Source organism: Mesorhizobium sp. WSM4847 (assembly GCF_055811335.1).
This window is the reverse complement of record NZ_JBVVPY010000003.1, coordinates 68,528-88,458: the sequence shown is the minus strand read 5'-3', so window position 1 is coordinate 88,458 and position 19,931 is coordinate 68,528. Positions and strand designations below refer to the sequence as shown.

19 protein-coding genes are annotated in these 19,931 nt (G+C 64.0%); 8 read left to right on the top strand and 11 right to left on the bottom strand.

Annotated features, from left to right (window positions below; translation table 11 throughout):
* Positions 1-4: 4 nt before the first annotated feature.
* Positions 5-646 (bottom strand): LysE family translocator, encoded by a 642-nt coding sequence (locus AC0L28_RS04950; RefSeq protein ID WP_023803325.1) that lies wholly within the window; start codon positions 644-646, stop codon positions 5-7.
* Positions 647-828: 182 nt separating this feature from the next.
* On the opposite strand from AC0L28_RS04950, the gene AC0L28_RS04945 reads away from it, so the two are divergent.
* From AC0L28_RS04945 to leuB, 3 genes are all read left to right on the top strand, one after another.
* Positions 829-2,052: an argininosuccinate synthase gene (locus AC0L28_RS04945; RefSeq protein WP_473475974.1), complete on the top strand. Its 1,224-nt coding sequence runs from the start codon at positions 829-831 to the stop codon at positions 2,050-2,052.
* A 118-nt stretch (positions 2,053-2,170) separates the two neighbouring features.
* Positions 2,171-2,554, top strand: coding sequence for a RidA family protein (locus tag AC0L28_RS04940; protein WP_128175319.1), 384 nt, complete (start codon positions 2,171-2,173; stop codon positions 2,552-2,554).
* 236 nt (positions 2,555-2,790) lie between these two features.
* A complete protein-coding gene (gene leuB, locus AC0L28_RS04935) occupies positions 2,791-3,894 on the top strand; it encodes a 3-isopropylmalate dehydrogenase (RefSeq protein WP_473475972.1) in 1,104 nt (367 codons plus the stop codon).
* Between the two features lie 60 nt (positions 3,895-3,954).
* Here the strand turns inward: leuB and AC0L28_RS04930 are convergent, their stop codons facing one another.
* Both AC0L28_RS04930 and AC0L28_RS04925 read right to left on the bottom strand, forming a co-directional pair.
* On the bottom strand, positions 3,955-4,638 hold the full coding sequence (locus tag AC0L28_RS04930) for a DUF805 domain-containing protein (protein ID WP_473475971.1): 684 nt from the start codon (positions 4,636-4,638) through the stop codon (positions 3,955-3,957).
* A 378-nt stretch (positions 4,639-5,016) separates the two neighbouring features.
* Positions 5,017-6,873 carry a DEAD/DEAH box helicase gene (locus AC0L28_RS04925; RefSeq protein WP_473475969.1) on the bottom strand — a complete coding sequence of 619 codons (1,857 nt, stop codon included), beginning with the start codon at positions 6,871-6,873 and terminating at the stop codon, positions 5,017-5,019.
* Between the two features lie 455 nt (positions 6,874-7,328).
* On the opposite strand from AC0L28_RS04925, the gene AC0L28_RS04920 reads away from it, so the two are divergent.
* From AC0L28_RS04920 to AC0L28_RS04905, 4 genes are all read left to right on the top strand, one after another.
* A complete protein-coding gene (locus AC0L28_RS04920; RefSeq protein WP_091592145.1) occupies positions 7,329-8,363 on the top strand; it encodes an aspartate-semialdehyde dehydrogenase in 1,035 nt (344 codons plus the stop codon).
* Positions 8,364-8,765: 402 nt separating this feature from the next.
* A complete protein-coding gene (locus tag AC0L28_RS04915) occupies positions 8,766-9,671 on the top strand; it encodes a bestrophin family protein (RefSeq protein ID WP_023803762.1) in 906 nt (301 codons plus the stop codon).
* Between the two features lie 124 nt (positions 9,672-9,795).
* On the top strand, positions 9,796-10,206 hold the full coding sequence (locus tag AC0L28_RS04910; RefSeq protein ID WP_473475966.1) for a DoxX family protein: 411 nt from the start codon (positions 9,796-9,798) through the stop codon (positions 10,204-10,206).
* A gap of 152 nt (positions 10,207-10,358) precedes the next feature.
* Entirely contained in the window at positions 10,359-10,622 is a 264-nt protein-coding gene (locus AC0L28_RS04905; protein ID WP_287173062.1) for a YMGG-like glycine zipper-containing protein, read from the top strand.
* Between the two features lie 76 nt (positions 10,623-10,698).
* On the opposite strand, the gene rpsP is transcribed toward AC0L28_RS04905, so the two are convergent.
* The 7 genes from rpsP to AC0L28_RS04870 form a co-directional block, all read right to left on the bottom strand.
* A complete protein-coding gene (gene rpsP / locus AC0L28_RS04900) occupies positions 10,699-11,100 on the bottom strand; it encodes a 30S ribosomal protein S16 (protein ID WP_027153676.1) in 402 nt (133 codons plus the stop codon).
* Between the two features lie 45 nt (positions 11,101-11,145).
* Positions 11,146-11,472: a chorismate mutase gene (locus AC0L28_RS04895; protein ID WP_023803766.1), complete on the bottom strand. Its 327-nt coding sequence runs from the start codon at positions 11,470-11,472 to the stop codon at positions 11,146-11,148.
* Positions 11,473-11,479: 7 nt separating this feature from the next.
* Positions 11,480-13,108 carry a signal recognition particle protein gene (gene ffh, locus AC0L28_RS04890; protein ID WP_473475962.1) on the bottom strand — a complete coding sequence of 543 codons (1,629 nt, stop codon included), beginning with the start codon at positions 13,106-13,108 and terminating at the stop codon, positions 11,480-11,482.
* A 324-nt stretch (positions 13,109-13,432) separates the two neighbouring features.
* Complete coding sequence (locus AC0L28_RS04885; protein ID WP_473475959.1) at positions 13,433-14,395, bottom strand: lysostaphin resistance A-like protein; 963 nt, start codon at positions 14,393-14,395, stop codon at positions 13,433-13,435.
* A 291-nt stretch (positions 14,396-14,686) separates the two neighbouring features.
* Positions 14,687-15,286: a DUF1236 domain-containing protein gene (locus AC0L28_RS04880; protein ID WP_473475956.1), complete on the bottom strand. Its 600-nt coding sequence runs from the start codon at positions 15,284-15,286 to the stop codon at positions 14,687-14,689.
* 63 nt (positions 15,287-15,349) lie between these two features.
* The gene (locus AC0L28_RS04875) at positions 15,350-16,444 is read right to left on the bottom strand and encodes a zinc-binding metallopeptidase family protein (protein WP_023803770.1); all 1,095 of its coding nucleotides are present in this window, start codon (positions 16,442-16,444) and stop codon (positions 15,350-15,352) included.
* 100 nt (positions 16,445-16,544) lie between these two features.
* Positions 16,545-17,792, bottom strand: coding sequence for a flavin monoamine oxidase family protein (locus tag AC0L28_RS04870; protein ID WP_473475954.1), 1,248 nt, complete (start codon positions 17,790-17,792; stop codon positions 16,545-16,547).
* A 266-nt stretch (positions 17,793-18,058) separates the two neighbouring features.
* Here AC0L28_RS04870 and AC0L28_RS04865 point away from each other — a divergent pair, with 266 nt between their 5' ends.
* On the top strand, positions 18,059-18,853 hold the full coding sequence (locus tag AC0L28_RS04865) for a lytic murein transglycosylase (RefSeq protein WP_023803772.1): 795 nt from the start codon (positions 18,059-18,061) through the stop codon (positions 18,851-18,853).
* 116 nt (positions 18,854-18,969) lie between these two features.
* On the opposite strand, the gene AC0L28_RS04860 is transcribed toward AC0L28_RS04865, so the two are convergent.
* Positions 18,970-19,899, bottom strand: a complete 930-nt coding sequence (locus tag AC0L28_RS04860) for a hypothetical protein (protein ID WP_023803773.1) — start codon at positions 19,897-19,899, stop codon at positions 18,970-18,972.
* Between the last annotated feature and the right edge of the window lie 32 nt (positions 19,900-19,931).

Below are 19,931 nucleotides of genomic sequence, written 5' to 3'. Positions count from 1 at the left end.
AGGTCTACTTCGCCTGGGCGGTCAGGATCTTGAGCGCGAAGGCCGAAAACACCCCGGCGAACAGATAGTCGACGGCGCGCGTCACCCGCGGGCTTGCTTTCATCGCGGCCGAGAATTTTTCTGCCGCAAAGACCATCGGCGCTGTTACCGGGATCGACAAAACGACGAACATCGCGCCGAGGAAGAACAGTTTTTCGGGCGCGTTGGGATCATGAGCCGAGACGAACTGCGGCAGGAAGGTCATGAAGAACAATATGATCTTCGGGTTGAGCAGATTGACGCCGAGCCCTGCCGCCCAGGCGCGAAACAGCGAAATCTCCGGCCCGCTCTTCTTCTCGGGCGAAAACGCCGATCCCTTGGTGATCGCTTGCCACGCCAGGAAGACGAGATAGGCAGCGCCGAAGATCTTCAGGGCCAGGAAAGACATCGGCGAGGCGACGATCAACGCCGAGATTCCTACCACCACAAGCGTGGTGTGGATCAGCGTGCCGAACAGCGCGCCGGCCATCGAGGCAAAGCCGGTGGCGCGGCCATGGCTCAGCGTGCGCGACACGAACAGCGTCATGTCGGGGCCCGGCGTGATCGCCAGGATCACGGTGGCGATGGCGAACTGGATCAGCGTGGTGGTGTCGGGAATGAAGGACATCTGCGGGCCCCTGGATAAAGAAAGCGCAGCCTATACCGCAAGCGTCTTCTCCGCACCAGCGACTGGCCGGCACAAGGGCTGATCCAGTATGCCAGCAGCGACCGAGGGACCGTTCGTCTCTTGCGCAGCCCGGAAAGGCCGTGATACCTCGCCCGCAAAGAACCCTGTCGCGGAACAGCCAAATGTCGAAAGCAAAAGCCGTCAAGAAGGTCGTGCTCGCCTATTCCGGCGGCCTTGACACCTCCATCATCCTGAAATGGCTGCAGACCGAGCTTGGCGCGGAGGTGGTCACCTTCACCGCCGATCTCGGCCAGGGCGGCGAACTGGAGCCGGCGCGGCGCAAGGCCGAGATGATGGGCATCAAGGACATCCGCATCGTCGACGTGCGCGAGGAGTTCGTCTCCGACTTCGTCTTCCCGATGTTCCGCGCCAACGCCGTCTATGAAGGCACCTATTTGCTCGGCACCTCGATCGCCCGGCCGCTGATCTCCAAGCACCTGGTCGAGATCGCAAAAGAAACCGGCGCCGATGCGATTGCGCATGGCGCCACCGGCAAGGGCAACGATCAGGTCCGTTTCGAGCTTTCGGCCTATGCGCTCAATCCCGACATCAAGGTCATCGCGCCATGGCGCGACTGGTCGTTCAAGTCGCGCACCGACCTGATCAACTTCGCCGAGCAGCACCAGATCCCGGTGCCGAAGGACAAGAAGGGCGACGCGCCGTTTTCGGTCGACGCCAATCTTCTGCATTCGTCCTCCGAAGGCAAAGTGCTGGAGGACCCGTGGAGCGAGCCGCCGGAATTCGTCCACCAGCGCACCATCTCGCCGATGGACGCGCCGGACAAGGTCACCGAGATCGAAATCGAATTCCTGAAGGGCGATCCGATCGCGCTCGACGGCAAGAAACTATCGCCGGCGACGATGCTGGCGGCGCTCAACGATCTCGGCCGCGACAACGGCATCGGCCGGCTCGACCTTGTCGAGAACCGTTTCGTCGGCATGAAATCACGCGGCGTCTACGAGACCCCCGGCGGCACCATCCTGATATCAGCCCACCGGGCGATCGAATCGATCACGCTCGACCGCGGCGCCGCCCACCTCAAGGACGAGTTCATGCCGCGCTACGCCGAGCTGATCTACAACGGCTTCTGGTTCGCGCCCGAGCGGCTGATGCTGCAGGCGATGATCGACAAGAGCCAGGAAGACGTCGAAGGCACGGTGCGGCTGAAACTCTACAAGGGCAACGTCATCGTCACCGGCCGCAAGTCGAACAAGACGCTCTATTCCGACGCGCTGGTCACCTTCGAGGACGACCGCGGCGCCTACGACCAGAAGGACGCCGAAGGCTTCATCCGCCTCAACGCGCTGAGGCTGCGGACGCTGGCGGCGCGTAATCGAAAAAGCTAGCCAGTTTCTCTGCGCAGGGAATGCACGGCTCAGATAAATGTCGATTCCGCCCCGTCTGGCCCAAAGCCAGAAGGCAAGTCTTCAGCTCAATATCGCCTGAAGCATCTCCGAGGGAACCATGCGAAAACTGATCTCCACCGGCTCGCCCTTCGAGAAGGCCGCCGGTTATTCACGCGCCGTGGTACAGGGCGACTGGTGTTTCGTTTCCGGAACGACCGGCTACGACTATGCGACCATGACAATGCCGCAGACGGTCGAAGCGCAGACGCGCAATTGCCTGGCGACGATTGCCAAGGCGTTGCAGGATGGCGGCTTCGAGATGGCCGATGTGGTGCGGGCGCATTACTACATCACCGACGCGGCTTTCGTCGACATCGTCTTTCCGCTCCTGGGCGAGGTGTTTGGCGACGTCAGGCCGGCGGCAACGATGATCGTCTGCCAGCTCAACAAGCCGGAAATGAAGATCGAGATCGAAGTGACGGCGCTCAAGCGCACGGCCTGAGCGCGGCGGCGATGCAGAAGATTGCGCGACGTCGGCGGGCGTCAAGCATCGCCAAAGATGCTCTGAACCAAAGGCTTGCGCGTGAGCCGCTTGGCGTTTAGCAAGGCCGCGGCTTACGACAGCGACGCGCGTCCTTTTGGACGCGCAAAGGACGCTGTAGAATTTTGGTTCTGCGCATGATCCTTCCGAAATCGATGCCGATTTTGGGGTCATGCGCCACAGTTAGGACGGTTCCGATGGCTTCGAAAAATCTTCTCCTGCTCGCCGGCGACGGCATCGGCCCCGAGGCGATGGCCGAGGTAAAGAAGCTGATCGCCGCCATGAACGACAAGCTCGGCAGTGGTTTCGTCACCGATGAGGGGCTGGTCGGCGGCTGCGCTTATGATGCGCATGGCGCGGCGATTTCCGATGCCGACATGGCCAAGGCGATGGCCGCCGACGCGGTGCTGTTCGGCGCCGTCGGCGGGCCGAAATGGGATGCGGTGCCGTATGAAGTGCGCCCGGAAGCCGGACTGCTGCGGCTCCGGAAGGATATGGAGCTGTTCGCCAATCTCAGACCCGCCATCTGCTATCCGGCGCTGGCGGCCTCCTCCTCGCTCAAGCAGGAGGTGGTAGAAGGGCTCGACATTCTGATCGTTCGCGAGCTCACCGGCGGCGTCTATTTCGGCGAGCCGAAGCAGATCATCGATCTCGGCAACGGCCAGAAGCGCGGCATCGACACCCAGGTCTACGACACCTTCGAGATCGAGCGCATCTCGGGCGTCGCCTTCGAGCTGGCACGCACGCGTAAGAACCACGTCACCTCGATGGAAAAGCGCAATGTGATGAAGTCGGGCGTGCTGTGGAACGAGGTCGTCACGCAGACGCACAAGGCCAGATATGGCGACGTCAAGCTCGACCACATGCTGGCCGATGCCGGCGGCATGCAGCTGGTGCGCTGGCCGAAACAATTCGACGTCATCGTCACCGACAACCTGTTCGGCGACATGCTGTCCGACATCGCCGCCATGCTGACCGGCTCGATCGGCATGCTGCCGTCGGCGTCGCTCGGCGCGCCGGATGCCAAGACGAAAAAGCGCAAGGCGCTTTACGAGCCGGTGCACGGTTCGGCGCCCGACATCGCGGGCAAGGGCATCGCCAACCCGATCGCCATGATCGCCTCCTTCGCCATGTCCATGCGCTATTCCTTCGGCATGGTGGCTGAGGCCGATCGCCTGGAAAGCGCCATCGCCGCCGTGCTCGACCAGGGCTTGCGCACTAGGGATATTCTTTCCCCTGGCATGACCGAGGTCGGCACCGCTGAGATGGGCGACGCGATCATCGCCAGATTCCTGGGCTAAGCCTGCTGGCGATCGACGTCCGCCCGGCTTCCAGTCCCTCAAAATCGCTGTGTCGACCAGCTAGGCCCTGACCCCCGCCGGCACCGGGCCCCACTGATTTTCACGGGCCTGCGTCGGGATCAGCGCGAAGACCAGGATGATCAGCCAGCCGATGGTCGGGATGAGCACCGCCAGAAAAAGCCAGCCGGTCAGGCCGATGTCGTGCAGGCGACGCACGTTCAGTCCGATCCAAGGCGGGATTGTCGCCAGCACAAACGCGCCGCAAAGACCGACCGTCGCTGCCGGCAATTCGTCAAGATCGCCCATCGCGTCGTCGATGAAGAGGCCGACGCCGACGACCACGATCAGCGCGATCGCCCAGAACAGGCAATAGCCCCAATATTCCTTGCGGCGGGCACGGCCGGCGAAATTGAAGTAATTTTCAGTCAGGCCCCGCCGGAAGTAGCTCCAAAGGTCGGTGGCGGGAGCATTCTCAGCGAAACGGCCGAAATGTTGCGGCGCCACGGGCGCATTGCCGGCCTGAGACGGGGCCACGGTTGCGTCCGTCGGACTGGCAGCCTGGACACGGATCGAAAAAACCTCGCGTGCCCGTCCGCCAGCCGGCTGGAACTCGATGGCCGTGCCCCTGCCTATCGTCGCCTCTCGGCGCAGATCCTCGCGCGCGAACGTGTAGCGGTTGCCGTCGGCCCCGGAGATGAAACCAAAACCCTGGTCCTCGTCATAGTGAAGCACTTCGCCGCGCATGTCCTGCCCCTCGTCCCGCTGGCCAGACTGTTCAAAGTTGCGGCAGACCGCAAGGGGTGCGTGCGCGGGAGCATCGCTCCAGACAAAAGATAGCGCGCCACTCGTGTTGGAGACGACCAATCGTCGAAGTCTGCGCCGCCCCTCATCGCCCTGCCGGGCACTCCCCGTATAGTGACGGGGAGAAGGACGCTGTCATCGCCGGCTTCGCCAATCGCGGGCGTCGCGGAAAGAACGCCGAGGCTGCGGCCAGCGGGCTTCTCCCCGTTAACGGGGAGAAGGTGCCGGCAGGCGGATGAGGGGCGGCGCAGACCTGAATCGATTCCCTTGGCGAGGGCCAGCCCTTGCAGGCCATGACAAGCCAACGATGCCAGCAAATCGCTAAGCCGGCCGCTTCTTCGCTTTCTTGCTCTTGGCGGGTCCGGCCTTGTCGAATTTCGGCTTGCTTGTCTTCCCGGCCCAGGGTTTTGCCTCGAATGCGGCGGGGCGCTGATCGGCTGACGGTGCGCGCTTCTCGAATTTGGGCGCGTTCTGGTCGAACGTCCGCTTGCCGCGGTGCGGCTTCTTGTCCGGCCGTGGCTCCTGATAGCCGGCCCGCGACAGGTCGGGCGTGCCGTCCAGCCGCTTCACCGCGATGTTGTTCTGCAGCTTGCGGTCCGGGCCGATCGCCTGGAGGAACCGATCGGCCCAATCCGCCGCGATCTGCACGAAAGTTTCCTCCGGCTGCATCTTGATGGCGCCGATCTCGCGCTTGGAGATGCCGCCGGTCCGGCACAGCATCGGGATCAGCCAGCGCGGCTCGGCATTCTGCCTGCGTCCCACCGACAGCGAGAACCAGACGCTGTCGCCAAAATCGTCGCGGCGGCTTGGCGCCTCGTCGCGACGGGCAGATCTGTCGCCAGAGGGCCTGTCGCCCGATGGCGTGAACGGAGCGACGTCTAGGAGATCCTCGGGCGCCGAGCGGCTGGAGCGGCACAGACGCACGAAGGCGGCGGCCACCTGATCGGGGCCGTGCTGCTGAAGAAGCGCATTGATGAAGCCGCGTTCATCATCCGTCACAGGCTCGCTGAAAACCGGGTCGGCGAGGATGCGCTCGTCGTCGCGGCGCAGGACGTCGTCGGCCGAAGGCGGGCTTGCCCAGGTCGCCGCAAGGCCAGCGCTTTGCAGCAGCCGTTCGGTGCGCCTGCGGGCATTGTTGGGCACGATCAGCGCGCTGACACCCTTGCGTCCCGCCCGTCCCGTCCGCCCGCTTCGGTGCAGCAGCGTCTCCGGATTGGTCGGCAGGTCGGCGTGGATCACCAGTTCGAGGTTGGGCAGGTCGATGCCGCGCGCCGCCACGTCGGTGGCGATGCAGACTTTTGCGCGGCCGTCGCGCATCGCCTGCAGCGCGTGGCTGCGCTCGTTCTGGCTCAGCTCGCCCGAAAGCGCAACGACGGAAAAGTTACGGTTGTTGAAGCGCGCGGTCAGGTGATTGACGGCGGCGCGCGTGTTGCAGAACACCAGTGCGTTCTTCGCCTCGTAATAGCGCAGCACGTTGATGATGGCATTTTCCCGGTCGGCCTGGGCCACGCTCAGTGCCCGGTATTCAATGTCGAGATGCTGCTTCTCCTCGCCGCCGGCCGAGATGCGCACCGCATCGCGCTGGTAGCCCTTGGCCAGCGTGGCGATGGAGCGCGGCACGGTGGCCGAAAACATCAAGGTGCGGCGCTCGGCCGGCGCGGCGTCGAGGATGAATTCCAGATCCTCGCGAAAGCCGAGATCGAGCATCTCGTCGGCCTCGTCGAGCACCACTGCCTTCAGCTCGGACATGTCGAGCGAATTGCGGGTAATGTGGTCGCGCAGCCGGCCGGGCGTGCCGACGACGATATGGGCGCCGCGCTCCAGCGTGCGGCGCTCGGTCCGCATGTCCATGCCGCCGACGCAGGACGCTATCGCTGCGCCGGTCAGTTCGTAGAGCCATTCGAGCTCGCGCGTCACCTGCAAAGCGAGCTCCCGCGTCGGTGCCACGGCCAGCGCCAGCGGTGCTGCGGCTTGGGAAAAGCGCTCGGCGCCGTCGAGAAGGGTCGGCGCCAGAGCCAGCCCGAAGGCGACGGTCTTGCCGGAGCCGGTCTGGGCGGAAACCAGCGCATCGGCCTGTCCGAGCTCGAGTACCGCCTTCTGCACCGGCGTCAGCTTGACATAGCCGCGTTTTTCCAGCGCCTTTGCCAGCGCGGGGACAAGTGCTTCGAAATTGGACATTTCACTCTTTCGGAATTCGGATTCTTTTATGCCCGGCAATGGGTCATCCGTCGGCGAGCGCCAGGAGCGCCACGAGCCAAACGATCCAATCGTTCGTACTTCGCGCCGCCGCCATTGTACAGGGCAAGCCGCCTGGCGCGTCGCGATTGACTCTTTACGCAAACCGCGTAAAAGCCGGCACCGAATGGGGTAGTTTCGATGCGCGGCCTTTTGATGGCGCTTCTTGCCTTCGACGTCCCGGGCCGCAATGCGAACCATTGGGCCGGGCGTTTCGGCGCGTCTACTCGTTCCAGCAAAACCACGTTCTTGGCCAAAAAAACCGGTAAAACGACCACTAAAACGGTCTGAATCCCTTGGCCTAACCACCCTCTCCCGGGTCCGGCCCGGGGGTTGAAACCCGCATCGGCCGGCGGGTTTTCTCCAAAAAAACCGAGCGGAGAGGACAGGAGATTTCGATGAGTTTCAAGGTTGCAATCGTCGGCGCCACGGGCAATGTGGGTCGGGAAATGCTCAACATACTGGAAGAGCGCGGCTTTCCGGTGAGCGAGGTGGTGGCGCTGGCCTCGCGGCGCAGCCAGGGCACGGAAGTGTCGTTCGGCGATCGCACGCTGAAGGTCAGGGCGCTCGACCAATATGATTTTTCCGATACCGACATCTGCATCATGTCGGCCGGCGGCAACGTTTCGAAGGAATGGTCGCCGAAGATCGGCAAGCAGGGTTGCGTCGTCATCGATAATTCGTCGGCCTTCCGCTATGACCAGGACGTGCCGCTGATCGTGCCGGAAGTGAACCCGGACGCGATTTCGCTGTTCACGCGCAAGAACATCATCGCCAACCCGAACTGCTCGACGGCGCAACTGGTCGTGGCGTTGAAGCCGCTGCATGACCTCGCCACCATCAAGCGTGTCGTCGTCGCCACCTATCAATCGGTATCCGGCGCCGGCAAGGAAGGCATGGACGAACTGTTCACGCAGACCCGCGCGGTGTTCGTCGCCGACCAGGTCGACGTCAAGAAGTTCACCAAGCGCATCGCCTTCAACGTCATCCCGCACATCGACGTCTTCCTCGACGACGGCTTCACCAAGGAAGAGTGGAAGATGGTCGCCGAGACCAAGAAGATGCTCGACCCCAAGATCAAGCTGACGGCGACCTGCGTGCGCGTGCCGGTGTTCATCGGCCATTCCGAAGCGGTCAACATCGAGTTCGAAAAGCCGATCACCGCCGAGGAAGCACGTGAGATCCTGCGCGAAGCGCCGGGCTGCCAGGTTCTCGACAAGCGCGAGGACGGCGGCTACATCACGCCGCTGGACTCGGCCGGCGAGGACGCGACCTTCATCTCGCGCATCCGCGAGGATTCGACCGTCGACAACGGCCTGTCGATGTGGATCGTCTCCGACAATCTGCGCAAGGGCGCGGCACTCAACGCGGTGCAGATCGCCGAATTGCTGATCGAGCGCGGGCTGATCCAACCGAAGAAGAAGGCGGCGTAACTTCTCGCTCACGGGCCGTATCGCCGCTGCCGCTGCGGGCCCCCGCGGGGGCGCCGGACGACCGGCGGCCCGCAGTCGCGGACTCGGCCTTCGGCCGGTTAGCTCCCTTCACCCCGTTCACGGGGGTGAGAAGCGGTCCGCGAAGCGGACGGAAAGCCAATTGCTTGGCTTTCCGAACGACGAACACCCGTAGCGACAGCGAAGGGCCGGGGTGCCGGCAGGCGGATGAGGGGCGGCACCGGCGCCTCAGTTAGGTCGCGTCGGGCCGGCATCACCTGGCCCTGCTCTGCGCTCAAACCGGCAAGACGACATCGCCATGTCGCTGGCGGCTGGGCTTGTGCGTGTATTGCGTCGCACAATGGAACCGACCAGGATCATTGCCGGTCCGTGAAAGGGGTTTCGATGATCGTTCGCCCGCGCCCGGGATTTTTGCATCTGTTCTTCATCATGCGCGGCTCGGTGGTGCCGCGCATCCTGCCGCAGATCTTCGGCTTCGGCATTTATGGCGCACTGGTGGTGCTGGCGGTCAGGGCCCTGCAGCTTGACCTCGGCAATGCCGGGCCCGCGCCGCTCGCCTTGCTCGGTGTGGCGCTGTCGATCTATCTCGGCTTCCGTAACAATGCCGCCTATGACCGCTGGTGGGAGGCGCGCAAGCTGTGGGGCCAGCTTGTGTTCGACATTCGCAATCTGGCGCGCGCCAGCACCGGGTTGATCGAGGATCGGGTCGAACTGCGCGGGCTGCTGATGGAGGCGATCGCCTTCTGTCACTTCCTGCGCGGCCTGCTTCGGCGGGTCGATGCCACGACCGAAGCACGCGCGTTCATCGATGAAGCGGCCGAAAGTGCTGCCAAGCTGGCCAACCCGCCGGACGCCATGCTGCGGCGGATGGGCGAGCGAGCCGCCGCGTTGTACAGGGCCGGCGCAATCGATGTCATGGGCTACCGCATTCTCGACGAGCGCCTGTCGCAAATCGCCGCAGCGCAGGCCGGCTGCGAGCGCATCATGGGAACACCGCTTCCGTTTGCCTACACGCTGCTGTTGCAGCGCACCGCCTATATCTTCTGCCTGCTGCTGCCGTTTGGGCTGGCCTCGACTGCCGGTTGGGCGACGCCGCTGTTCACGGCGCTGATCGCTTACACCTTTTTCGGCCTTGACGCGCTTTCGGAGGAACTCGAGGACCCGTTCGGCACCGAGGCCAACGATCTCGCCCTCGACGGTCTGTGCCGCGTCTGTGAAATCTCGGTGTTCGAGGCGCTCGGCGAAGCGCCGCCAAAAATGATCCCCGCCAAAAAATACTATTTTTCCTAGGGTTTGTTCCCGCGCTCACCGAAGCACCGTGCGCTGGAAAAATCATAAGCGTGTCGGATCGCCGCCTCACGCCGCGTCCTTGGTTCGACCCTCGCCAAGAGGGCTCGAAACAACCGGAGGACCAATGACCATGTCTCAAACAGCATCCGTCACGCCCGGCGCGCTGTGGACCGGCCGCGGGCTCAGCGCCCTCATCGTGCTGTTCATGATCTTCGACGGCGTCATCAAGCTGCCGCCGCTCGATGTCGTCACCCAGACCATGGTGCAACTCGGCTGGTCGGCCGATCCCGATGTCTCGCGCATGCTCGGCATCATCGGGCTGGTCTCGACCGCGCTCTATGCGGTGCCGCGCACCTCGGTGCTCGGCGCCGTCCTGCTCACCGCCTATCTCGGCGGCGCCATCGCGACCCACGCGCGTCTTGGCAGCCCGCTGTTCTCGCACACATTGTTCGGCGTCTATCTCGGCCTCATTCTGTGGGGCGGCCTTTTCCTGCGCAATCCCGGGGTGCGCTCGCTGATCCCGTTCAGCCGATAGCGGCGGCGTCAAAAGCCTTTCGATGGCGGTCGCGCCGCCAGAGAGGCGGCTGTCTGCCGCCACCCTTCTTCCTTGTCCTTGGATCAAATCGCCCGGTTGCGAGTTAGACGATGTGGGGCGAGGACGGAAAACCCCATTTGGGAGGAGCGACGATGAAGAAATTGGTGGTCATGATCATATTGGCAACCACGCTCGCAGCCTGTTCCCGGACAGAACAGGGCGCCGCGGTCGGTGGCCTGGGAGGCGCTGCTGTCGGCGCTGCCGTTGCAAATGACCCGGTGGAGGGAGCTGTTGTTGGTGGTGCTGTCGGCGCCGTCGCCGGCGCACTGATCGGTCGTGCGACCGAACCCGGCCGGTGCCGCTATCGCGATCGCTATGGACGCGTCTACATCGCCCGCTGCCCGGCAGGCTATTGATCGGGCCGCGTCATAGCTCCGACGAAATGAAACGGCGGGCAAAGCGCCCGCCGTTTCGTAAGCGATAAAAAGCGGATTATTCGGCGGTCGCGGCTTCCGCCTCGGCCGGCGCGGCTGCCGCGGCGGCAACAGCGGCGGCTGCATCGTCCTGCGCCTTCTTCAGAAGTGCGGCGCGCTCCTGCGCCTTCTTGCCGGGCTCGGCCTTCTTCGGATTGGAGCGGGCTTCACGCTTGGCGATGCCGGCCTCGTCGAGGAAGCGCAGCACGCGGTCGGTCGGCTGGGCGCCGTGCGAGAGCCAATGCTTGACGCGGTCGGCGTCGACCTTGACCCGCTCGCCGTCCTTGGGCAGCAGCGGGTTCCACGAGCCGAGCGACTCGATGAAACGGCCGTCGCGCGGCGAACGGGCGTCGGCGACGACGACGTGGTAATAGGGACGCTTTTTCGAGCCCGCACGGGCCAGTCGGATTTTCAATGGCATTTCTTTTCTCCTAAAAACGCTGATTTTCGGGTTTACGGCTGGTCCTCAGCCGGTTTTCGTTCCGCCGTTGGATGCGGCGATATGCTCGTGATGGCGGATCACTTCGCGGACGACGAAGTTCAGGAATTTCTCCGCGAAATCCGGGTCGAGATGGGCGTCCTTCGCCAGTTGGCGAAGGCGGGCGATCTGCTGCTGCTCGCGCGCCGGATCGGCCGGCGGCAGGCCATGCGATGCCTTCAGCTCGCCGACCGCCTTGGTGCAGCGGAAACGCTCGGCCAGCATGTGGATGAGCGCCGCGTCGATGTTGTCGATCGAGGCGCGGTAGTCGACCAGCGCCGCGCGTGCGTCGGCCATGTCCTTCTCTTCGTTCATCGCGCCCTCACTTCTTCTTGCCAGGAGCGTTCTTGCCGAGCATTGGCAGACTGCCGCCGGATCCTGGCAAACCAGGAAGCTTCATGCCGCCGGGCAGCCCAGGCAGACCACCGCCACCTGGGAGGCCACCGGGAAGACCCTTCATGCCGCCGAGACCGGCTGCCTGTGCCTGCTTCTGCAAGGCTTCGAGCTGCTTGGGGTCCATCCTGGACAGGTCCGGCATGCCGCCGCCCATCATGCCGCCCGGGCCACCCATGCCCCCTGGCATCATGCCGCCGAGTCCCATCTTCTGGGCCAGACCGCCCATCATGCCACGCATCAGGCCACCGCCTTTGCCCTTGCCGCCCATCGCTTTCATCATGTCGGCCATGCCGCGGTGCATCTTCAGGAGCTTGTTGATCTCGGCCGCATCGGTGCCGGAGCCTGCGGCGATGCGCTTCTTGCGCGAGTGCTTCAGAATATCGGGGTTGGCGCGCTCGGCCTTGGTCATCGACGAGATGATGGCGAGCTGGCGGCCGAACATCTTGTCGTCGAGACCGGCGGCAGCCATCTGGTCCTTCATCTTGCCCATGCCCGGCATCATGCCCATGATGCCGCCCATGCCGCCCATCTTCGACATCTGCTGAAGCTGGCCGGCAAGATCGTTCAGGTCGAACTTGCCCGACTGCATCTTCTTGGCCATCGCCGCCGCCTGCTCGGCGTCGATGTTTTCGGCAGCCTTTTCGACGAGGCTGATGATGTCGCCCATGCCGAGAATGCGGTCGGCGATGCGCTTGGGATGGAATTCCTCCAACCCGTCCATTTTCTCGCCGGTGCCGATCAGCTTGATCGGCTTGCCGGTGACGGCGCGCATGGAAAGTGCCGCACCACCACGGCCGTCGCCATCCATACGGGTCAGCACCAGGCCGGTGATGCCGACGCGCTCATCGAAGCTTTTTGCCAGATTGACGGCATCCTGGCCCGTCAGCGAATCGGCGACCAAAAGGATTTCGTGCGGCGACGAGACCTTCTTGATGTCGGCCATCTCGACCATCAGCGGCTCGTCTATATGGGTGCGGCCGGCGGTGTCGAGGATGACAACGTCATGGCCGCCGAGCTTTGCCGCCTGCACGGCGCGGCGGGCGATGTCGACCGGCGTCTGGCCCTCGACGATCGGCAGCGTGGCGACCTTGACCTGCTCGCCGAGCTGACGGAGCTGCTCCTGCGCGGCGGGACGCCGCGTGTCGAGCGAGGCCATCAGGACCTTCTTGTTCTGACGCTCAGTAAGACGCTTGGCGATCTTAGCCGATGTCGTGGTCTTGCCGGAACCCTGCAGGCCGACCATCATGATGACGACCGGAGCCGGTGCATTGAGGTCGATGGCGACGCCCTCGGCGCCCAGCATCCCGACCAGCTCGTCATGGACGATCTTGACGACCATCTGCCCGGGCTTGATCGACTTCAGCACGGCGGCGCCGACGGCCTTCTCGCGCACCTTGTCGGTGAAGGAACGCACCACTTCCAGCGCAACGTCGGCCTCAAGCAGCGCACGGCGCACCTCGCGCAGCGCCGCCGAGACATCGGCCTCGGACAGGGCGCCGCGGCCGGTGAGGCCGTTCAGGATCGAACCAAGACGTTCCTGTAGCGATTCAAACATTCTTCTTCCTTTTCCCTGGCACCCGGATGATGCCCGAGAGGTAATGCGTTCGCGCCCAGTATCCAACCCAAGCTGTCCAGGCAAAAGCCCAAAGCCAAAAAGCACCCGGGGGCGCACAGCGCTGCCGGATGTTGGCCTCCAGGATCGATTTACAGCACGTCGCCTCAAACAGGCTTCGGCGTCCCGGTCGGCTTGCTCGGAGGGATACTCGTCGCGGAATTCGCGGGCTGTAGACAGGAAATCGGCCGCGGAGTCAAGGTGCGGGGCCGAATACGCTGAACCGGGCCGGTTTGGTTTATGGCAGCACCACCAGCGTGATGCGCATCAGCTTGGGCCGCCGGGGTGCCAAAAATCCGGGTCGACCTTCAGCGGCGAGCGCGGGTGCAGCAGCAGCAGAACGGTCAACAGGCTGCAGACGATGCCGATCGCCGCGATGAGGACGGCATCAAGCGTCGTCCAGCCGGGGCCTTCGAGCGGCTTGGCGTTGAACAGGGCGAAGGAATTGTAGCTTTGCTGGTGCGAAATCAGCAGGAAGCCGGTCAGATTGTTGCCGAGGTGGGCGCCGAAGGCCGCGCCGAGATTGCCCGTGGCATAGACCACAAGCGTCAGGAGCAGCGCAAAAGCGGCGATCGAGGCCAGCACGCAGGCGTTGATGGCGGTCGTCGAGCCTGGGTTCCAATGCATCGCAGTGAACAGAAGTCCTGGCAGCAGCGCCCAGATGAAGGGGTTTTGAAAGCGGTTGGCCAGGCCCCTGAGGAGATAGCCGCGAAACAGCACCTCTTCGGACGAGGTCTGCAGCAGGGTCAGCGCGGCGATCGGGATCAGGAACAGCAGCCAGGACGACAGGCCGATCGCACCGCGCGCAATGTCGGGCTGCAAGAGATAGAGCAGTATCTCGGAGAGCAGCGATGTGACCAGCACCGCGGCCAATCCCCTAAAAAATCCCGAGCGCGAAACGCGGCGGCTGGTGCCGATCAGCGCCATCAGCGGCTCGCGATGGACCCAGCGCATGGCAGCCCACAGGCCGAGCCAGATTCCGGCAAAGGAGGCGAGCGCGGCAAGGATCCCGGTGGGCGAGGCCATGAAATTCTGCACCGCCCCTCCTTCCATCGGGGCGCCGGACGATGCTTGCCAGACGACGAAGAAATAGGTGCCGCCGAACAGCACGGCGACGGTCGTCGCGACCCAGAACAGGACGACGATCGCCGTTCCGAGCAGGAGCCGCGGCAGGGTCGTCTTGGCGTTGGGAGTATGCCGATAGCGCTCGAAGGCGGCAGGGTCTATCACGCGGGCTCACGGGCTGGTGCTTCGGGTCGCATGATCTATTCGATCGGGTCGTGCCGCGCAATCGTCACGGCAATCGGCGTTGGCGCCGCCCCTCACCTGCCTGCCGGCATCCTCTCCCCGTGAACGGGGAGAGGGGTGCTCTCCCAACGATTTCGCTAATCGCCAGCATTGCAGAAGAGGGCGCTTCTCCCCGTCACTATACGGGGAGAAGCGCCCGGCAGGGCGATAAGGGGCGGCGCCGACTTCGACAGTTCCGTCATTCGTCCAAGGCGATTGCCCTGTTCGGCACCGTCAGCGCTCGACGTACATGATGCGTCGGGTGCCGGGGTCGACCAGTGCCGGCTGACCGTTCACATAGACATAGCGGTAGTCATAGTCCGGAATCTCGCGCAACTCGACGGAATCGGGCAAGGTCGCGCCGGTAACCACCTCGCCCTCGAGATAAACCGGGTCGACCCGGTTGGTCTCGATGTAGGTTCGGACTTCGGCCGGCGGCCGCCTGATCGGCTCCATCGGCTCGCCAGCGACGATCGCTCCGGTATAGATGTCGGGATCGTCGACATCGGCGGGGGCTTCGACGATGGTAATGTCTGCGTCGGCCGGGCGCCGGGTCAGGACGACCTCGTTGCCGCCGAAATCGGCCGTCACATAGTCGGAATAGATCCAGCCTTGGCCATTGGCCTCGGCTATGGTGCACCATTTGCTGTTTTGGATGCAGCCATCGAGCGTTGCCGACTGGCCGGCGGCGAGCACGCCGATCACCGGGTATTGCGGCCCTGGGCCGGCGCGAATGTTAAGATCGGCGACCGCCGAAACGGCGGTATCGGCCAAGGCTGTGCCGGACATGGCGACAAGCGCTCCGGCGACAGCAGGAAACAGTATGCGCTTCATGGTTTCGCTCCGTGTTGATGGTCCCTCGCGAACGAAAACGAAACAAGACCTCATGCGTTCCGGCTAAAACGCCTCGGCCGGCTCACGTTTTGTTCCGGTTTCTTTCACGACTCCGGTCAGGAGTTCATGGACGAAGGCCAGCTTCTGTGCCGTCAGCTCCGAGATGACGAAGGGATAGAGGTCCGGCAAGCCCATGCAGCGGTTGATCGAGTTGGACGCTTCCGACAGCACCAGCCAGCGGGCCAGGATCTTTTCGAACGGTTCGGGAACGGCGGCAGGTTCCGACGGCGCCGGCTGGAGCTCGCCGCCGGTGTCGCCCCGCGACAGGTCGTTGGCCTCCATGGTTTCCAGCCGGCCGAGCGGGAAATTCAGCGCATGCACCATCTCCAGCGTATCGGTGATGTGCAGATGGTGTGCCCATGTCTCGGCCCAGTCCTCCCAGGGATGGGACGTGGCATAGGCGGAAATGTGGTCCTGCTGCCAGTCGGGCGGCGCGCCATTGGCATGGTAGGCCTTCAGCGCCTGCTCGTAATCGGCGCGCTCGTCGCCGAACAATGTGCGGAAGGCGGCAAGCCGTTGCGGGTCGTCGCGGATCAGGCGGTCCCAGTAATAGTGGCCGAGTTCATGGCGGAAATGGCCGAGCAAAGTGCGATAGTTCTCGCCCATCTCGACGCGCCGTCGTTCGCGCTCGGCCGAATCCGCCTCGGCGACATTGAGTGTGATCAGGCCGTTGTCATGGCCGGTCAGGATGCGCGCGCCACCCGGACCGCCGATCGGATCGGCAAGGAAGTCGAAGGCGAGGCCGGCCTCGTCGCCGGCGTTCCGCTTGGGCGCGACCGGCAGTCCGGCGGCTAGCAGCGAATAGATGGCCCGCTTCTTTGCCGCTTCGACGCGGATCCAGCGACGGCGGTTGCCATCGACCGAAAGGTCCGGGATCAGCTGGTTCAGCGCGCACGCGCCGCAGAAGGCATGGCCAGGTTCCGCCATCCAGTTGCAGGCGCACTCGTCGGCATTGGTGCACTGGAAAACGCCGCCGGCGCCAGACAGCACGAAGCGCGCATGCCCGGGATCGTAGAGCACGGAGCTGGCGCAGTTCAGGCACTGGGCGTTCTCGAAATAGAGGCGGTGGCCGCAATGCGGGCAATCGAAGAGCTTCATCCCAATCTCGAATCACCAGGTCTCAAATTATGTGGCCCGGATATAGTGCGCAGCGGCATATCGCCCAAACGCCTGTCGGCGGCCGGCGTTCCTGCTGTTGCTATTTTGCCGCAAGCTGGGCGGCGACCGTTCTCGCCACCGCCTCGCCCGATAGCCTGGCGCCGCCGCAGGTCTGCATCAGCGAACCGGCCAGATGCTCGCCGGCGAAGAAGATTTTTTCCGCCACCGGCTGCATCAGCGTGGCGCGCGCCTGCGAACGGCCGGGTCGGGCCGCCGCATAGGCGCCGCGCACGAACCGCTCGCCGCCCCAATTGGTCATCATGGCGCGCCCGACATGTTTTCTGACGTCGCCGCCGAAGATGGCGCACAGCCGATCGACGACGAAGTCGACGCCTGCCGCCTCGCCCGCCGCCGACATCTCCCAAGCGAAATCGCCGCCGACGAAGCCGACCATCAGGTCGAGGTCGAAGGGAAAGCAAAGGAAGTAGATGTCGTGCCTGGCCAGCCGCTCGATCAGCAGGTCGTCGAACGGCGCCAGCCCGAGCCTTGTGCCCCTGATCTCAACCGGCAGCTTGGTCAGCATGCCCATCGGCAGGTCGAAGAAGGCAGCGAAATGCCTGTCTGGCAGCGCCGGCGCGAATTCGATCTCCTCGAAGGCGAGCACCGCCGGCGAGGCGGTGACGATGACCGCCTTGGCGCGGATGATGCCGCGATCGGTGACGCAGGCGACGCCGGGCACGTCCCAGAGGATTTTCCGCACCGGCGTCGACAGCTCGACCGGCACGTCGGCGCCGAAACGGGCGACCAGCGCGCCGAACCCCTCCTTGGTGAAGTAGTTCGGATCGAGATCGGCGGCAGCCTGAAAGTCGCGGATCGATATCTCGTCCTCGTCGGCGCCAAAGTCCATCGGCCCGGCAAAGGTGGCGGCGGCGCGCGGCGCATGGCCTTTGGCGAGCAGGGCCGAAAGACGGTCGTCGTCACCAACCTTGACCTCATGCGCCGCCAGCAGCTCGAACAGCCTGATATCGGCCGCCTTCATCGCGGCCTCTTCGTCCTCGCTCGCCTTTCGGTTGCGATAGTAGAGATGATCGACATTCATGTCGTGATGATGGAGCGTCCAGCGAGCGGCTTGCGCCTCGGGAAAGTAGGGATTGCGGTCGGCCGCGTGCAGCCAGGCGCAGCCGATGTCGAAAGGAACACCGAAATGCTGGTCGCTGGTCCAGGCGCGGCCGCCGATACGGTTCATCGCTTCGACCAGCTTGAAGGAAAGGCCGGCCGCACGCAGGGTCCTGGCGGCGGAAAGTCCCGCCGAACCGGCGCCGATGACCACGACGTCAACGTCTTCCATGAATATTCTAGCCCCCCGCCACAATAATTACTTGATCGTAAGCAAGTTGTCCGGCATTCGCCAGCGCTGCGGCGAGGATGCGTAAACGAGTTCTTAGCGCATCGGCTCGAAAATCGGTGCCGATTTTCGGAAAGCACGATGCGCAGATTGTAAAGTGTTGGAGCGTACTGCGTCCAAGTGGGCGCAAATCGCTCCAACGGTGACAAGCGGGCGTTTCGCTGGCAAATTCGTATTTGGGACAAGATCCAGGCAACCAGGAGAGCAACATGGCATTTTTTGCCAAGGCAAAGATTTTAGCGGCGGCGGCATCGATGATGCTTGCGGCGGCAACAGCGGCACAGGCCGCCCAATGCGGCAAAACGGGCGCGGGCTTCGAAGCGTGGAAGGCGGAGTTCGCGCAGGAAGCAAGGGCCAGCGGTGTAGGCTCGAAGGGTCTGGCCGCTCTGGCTAGTGCGACCTACGCAAAAAGGACGATCGCCGCCGACCGCGCTATCCACAAGGCTTTCGGTGGCTCGGTGGATGCTTTCATGAAGCGCCGTGGCGCGTCCACGATCATTTCCAAGGGCCGTTCACTGAAGAAGTCGAACGCGGCGCTGTTCGACAAGATCGAACGGACCTACGGCGTGACGCCGGGTGTGTTGCTCGCCATCTGGGGGATGGAGACCGGCTTCGGTTCCTTCTTGGGCAAGCAGAATACGGTCTCTGCCATTGTAACGCTCGCCTATGATTGCCGCCGCCCGGAGTTCTTCTACCCGCATGCTGTTGCAGCCCTGAAACTGGTTGATCGCGGCGCGTTGAGCGCCTCGTCGGTCGGCGCCATGCATGGCGAGATTGGCCATACGCAGTTCCTGCCCGGAAATGTCTTGAAATACGGGGTCGGCAGCGGAAATCTGCGCGACAAGGCCACTGCGTTGGCTTCCACCGCCAACTTCCTCAAGGCTCATGGTTGGCAGGCGGGTGCCAGCGCACAGGCGAATCTCGGTGCAATTGCCGGCTGGAATGACGCGAGCAACTATCAACAGGCCATCGCCCGCATCGCCACGGCGATCGACGGCGAGTGATACAAGTCTCTATTCGACGGAAAGCCCGGCGATGCGCCGGGCTTTTTTGTCGATGGTCTGAGTACGACTGCCGCCGCTCGGCCCCGCCTTGGGAACGAAGGCATGAAGCAGAGAAGCTAGTTCGGCGAACCGAGCGCCTTGTCCATCGCTTCCCTGACCTCGGCCGGCCACGTGTTCACCGCCGGCCACGCATCCGGCTCGGGCTTGTCGCCGCGGCGGGCGAAATAGAGCTTGTGGTTGGCCGGATCGATCGCCATGAAGCCGTCGTCGCCGCCGCAATCATGCGGGATGCAGCCGCTGGCGTGGAAGACGCCCGAGGTGGTTTTCTCGGTGCCGCCGCCGACCAGCAGGCTGGTCGCCATGTCGGGCATCTCCTTGCCGAGCAGCGACGCGGCTTGCCTGTAGACGGCCTCGTTATGGAAGGCATCGACGATGCTGTCGTATTTCGCCGGGTCGACATCTTTCCAGCCTGTACCCGGCTCCGGCATGTAGGCGAGGTTGCCCGAGGTCGACAACCCGCCGGTCGGCGACCATTGCAGCGCCGGCTTCGATTCGCCCGGCAAGAGATTGGGCACGAAATAGATGGCGCCGTCGGATAGCGCGGCCGGCGGTGCGCCGCATTCGTCCTGCTCGACGGTGGTCGTTTGGATCGTGCCGCCTTCCGGCTTCCACACGATCACCTTGGCCGGACCGCATTGATTGCCGCCGTCGCCGACATCGACCAGCGCCACCGTGACGCCGCCGACCTCGACAATCCTGTCGAAGAAGACATCGTAATTGCGCGCCAGCTGCTTGCCGTCATAGGCCAGCACCTTCTCGCCATAGTCTTCCTGCTGGGTGATGGTCAGCTGCCCATTCTCGAACGGGACCGGTGCTTGGCCGTCATCCTCGGCCAGGGCCGCATTGCTCGACGCGCCCAGGTCGGCGGCCCCGCCGGACGCATCGTCAGCCGGCACGAGCACCGTGTCGGTCTGTGCATGCGCGCCAGCCACCGGCATCAGAGTCCACGCCAGCGCCCAGGCGCCGGCAAGCAGCGAACGTGTCATGCCTGTCCCTCCGTTCAGCCGCCACGAGCCCG

Coding starts and splice junctions, on each gene's coding strand:
- AC0L28_RS04950 (WP_023803325.1), bottom strand. CDS start 646: ATGTCCTTCATTCCCGACACCACCACGCTGATCCAGTTCGCCATCGCC.
- AC0L28_RS04945 (WP_473475974.1), top strand. CDS start 829: ATGTCGAAAGCAAAAGCCGTCAAGAAGGTCGTGCTCGCCTATTCCGGC.
- AC0L28_RS04940 (WP_128175319.1), top strand. CDS start 2,171: ATGCGAAAACTGATCTCCACCGGCTCGCCCTTCGAGAAGGCCGCCGGT.
- leuB (WP_473475972.1), top strand. CDS start 2,791: ATGGCTTCGAAAAATCTTCTCCTGCTCGCCGGCGACGGCATCGGCCCC.
- AC0L28_RS04930 (WP_473475971.1), bottom strand. CDS start 4,638: ATGCGCGGCGAAGTGCTTCACTATGACGAGGACCAGGGTTTTGGTTTC.
- AC0L28_RS04925 (WP_473475969.1), bottom strand. CDS start 6,873: ATGTCCAATTTCGAAGCACTTGTCCCCGCGCTGGCAAAGGCGCTGGAA.
- AC0L28_RS04920 (WP_091592145.1), top strand. CDS start 7,329: ATGAGTTTCAAGGTTGCAATCGTCGGCGCCACGGGCAATGTGGGTCGG.
- AC0L28_RS04915 (WP_023803762.1), top strand. CDS start 8,766: ATGATCGTTCGCCCGCGCCCGGGATTTTTGCATCTGTTCTTCATCATG.
- AC0L28_RS04910 (WP_473475966.1), top strand. CDS start 9,796: ATGACCATGTCTCAAACAGCATCCGTCACGCCCGGCGCGCTGTGGACC.
- AC0L28_RS04905 (WP_287173062.1), top strand. CDS start 10,359: ATGAAGAAATTGGTGGTCATGATCATATTGGCAACCACGCTCGCAGCC.
- rpsP (WP_027153676.1), bottom strand. CDS start 11,100: ATGCCATTGAAAATCCGACTGGCCCGTGCGGGCTCGAAAAAGCGTCCC.
- AC0L28_RS04895 (WP_023803766.1), bottom strand. CDS start 11,472: ATGAACGAAGAGAAGGACATGGCCGACGCACGCGCGGCGCTGGTCGAC.
- ffh (WP_473475962.1), bottom strand. CDS start 13,108: ATGTTTGAATCGCTACAGGAACGTCTTGGTTCGATCCTGAACGGCCTC.
- AC0L28_RS04880 (WP_473475956.1), bottom strand. CDS start 15,286: ATGAAGCGCATACTGTTTCCTGCTGTCGCCGGAGCGCTTGTCGCCATG.
- AC0L28_RS04875 (WP_023803770.1), bottom strand. CDS start 16,444: ATGAAGCTCTTCGATTGCCCGCATTGCGGCCACCGCCTCTATTTCGAG.
- AC0L28_RS04870 (WP_473475954.1), bottom strand. CDS start 17,792: ATGGAAGACGTTGACGTCGTGGTCATCGGCGCCGGTTCGGCGGGACTT.
- AC0L28_RS04865 (WP_023803772.1), top strand. CDS start 18,059: ATGGCATTTTTTGCCAAGGCAAAGATTTTAGCGGCGGCGGCATCGATG.
- AC0L28_RS04860 (WP_023803773.1), bottom strand. CDS start 19,899: ATGACACGTTCGCTGCTTGCCGGCGCCTGGGCGCTGGCGTGGACTCTG.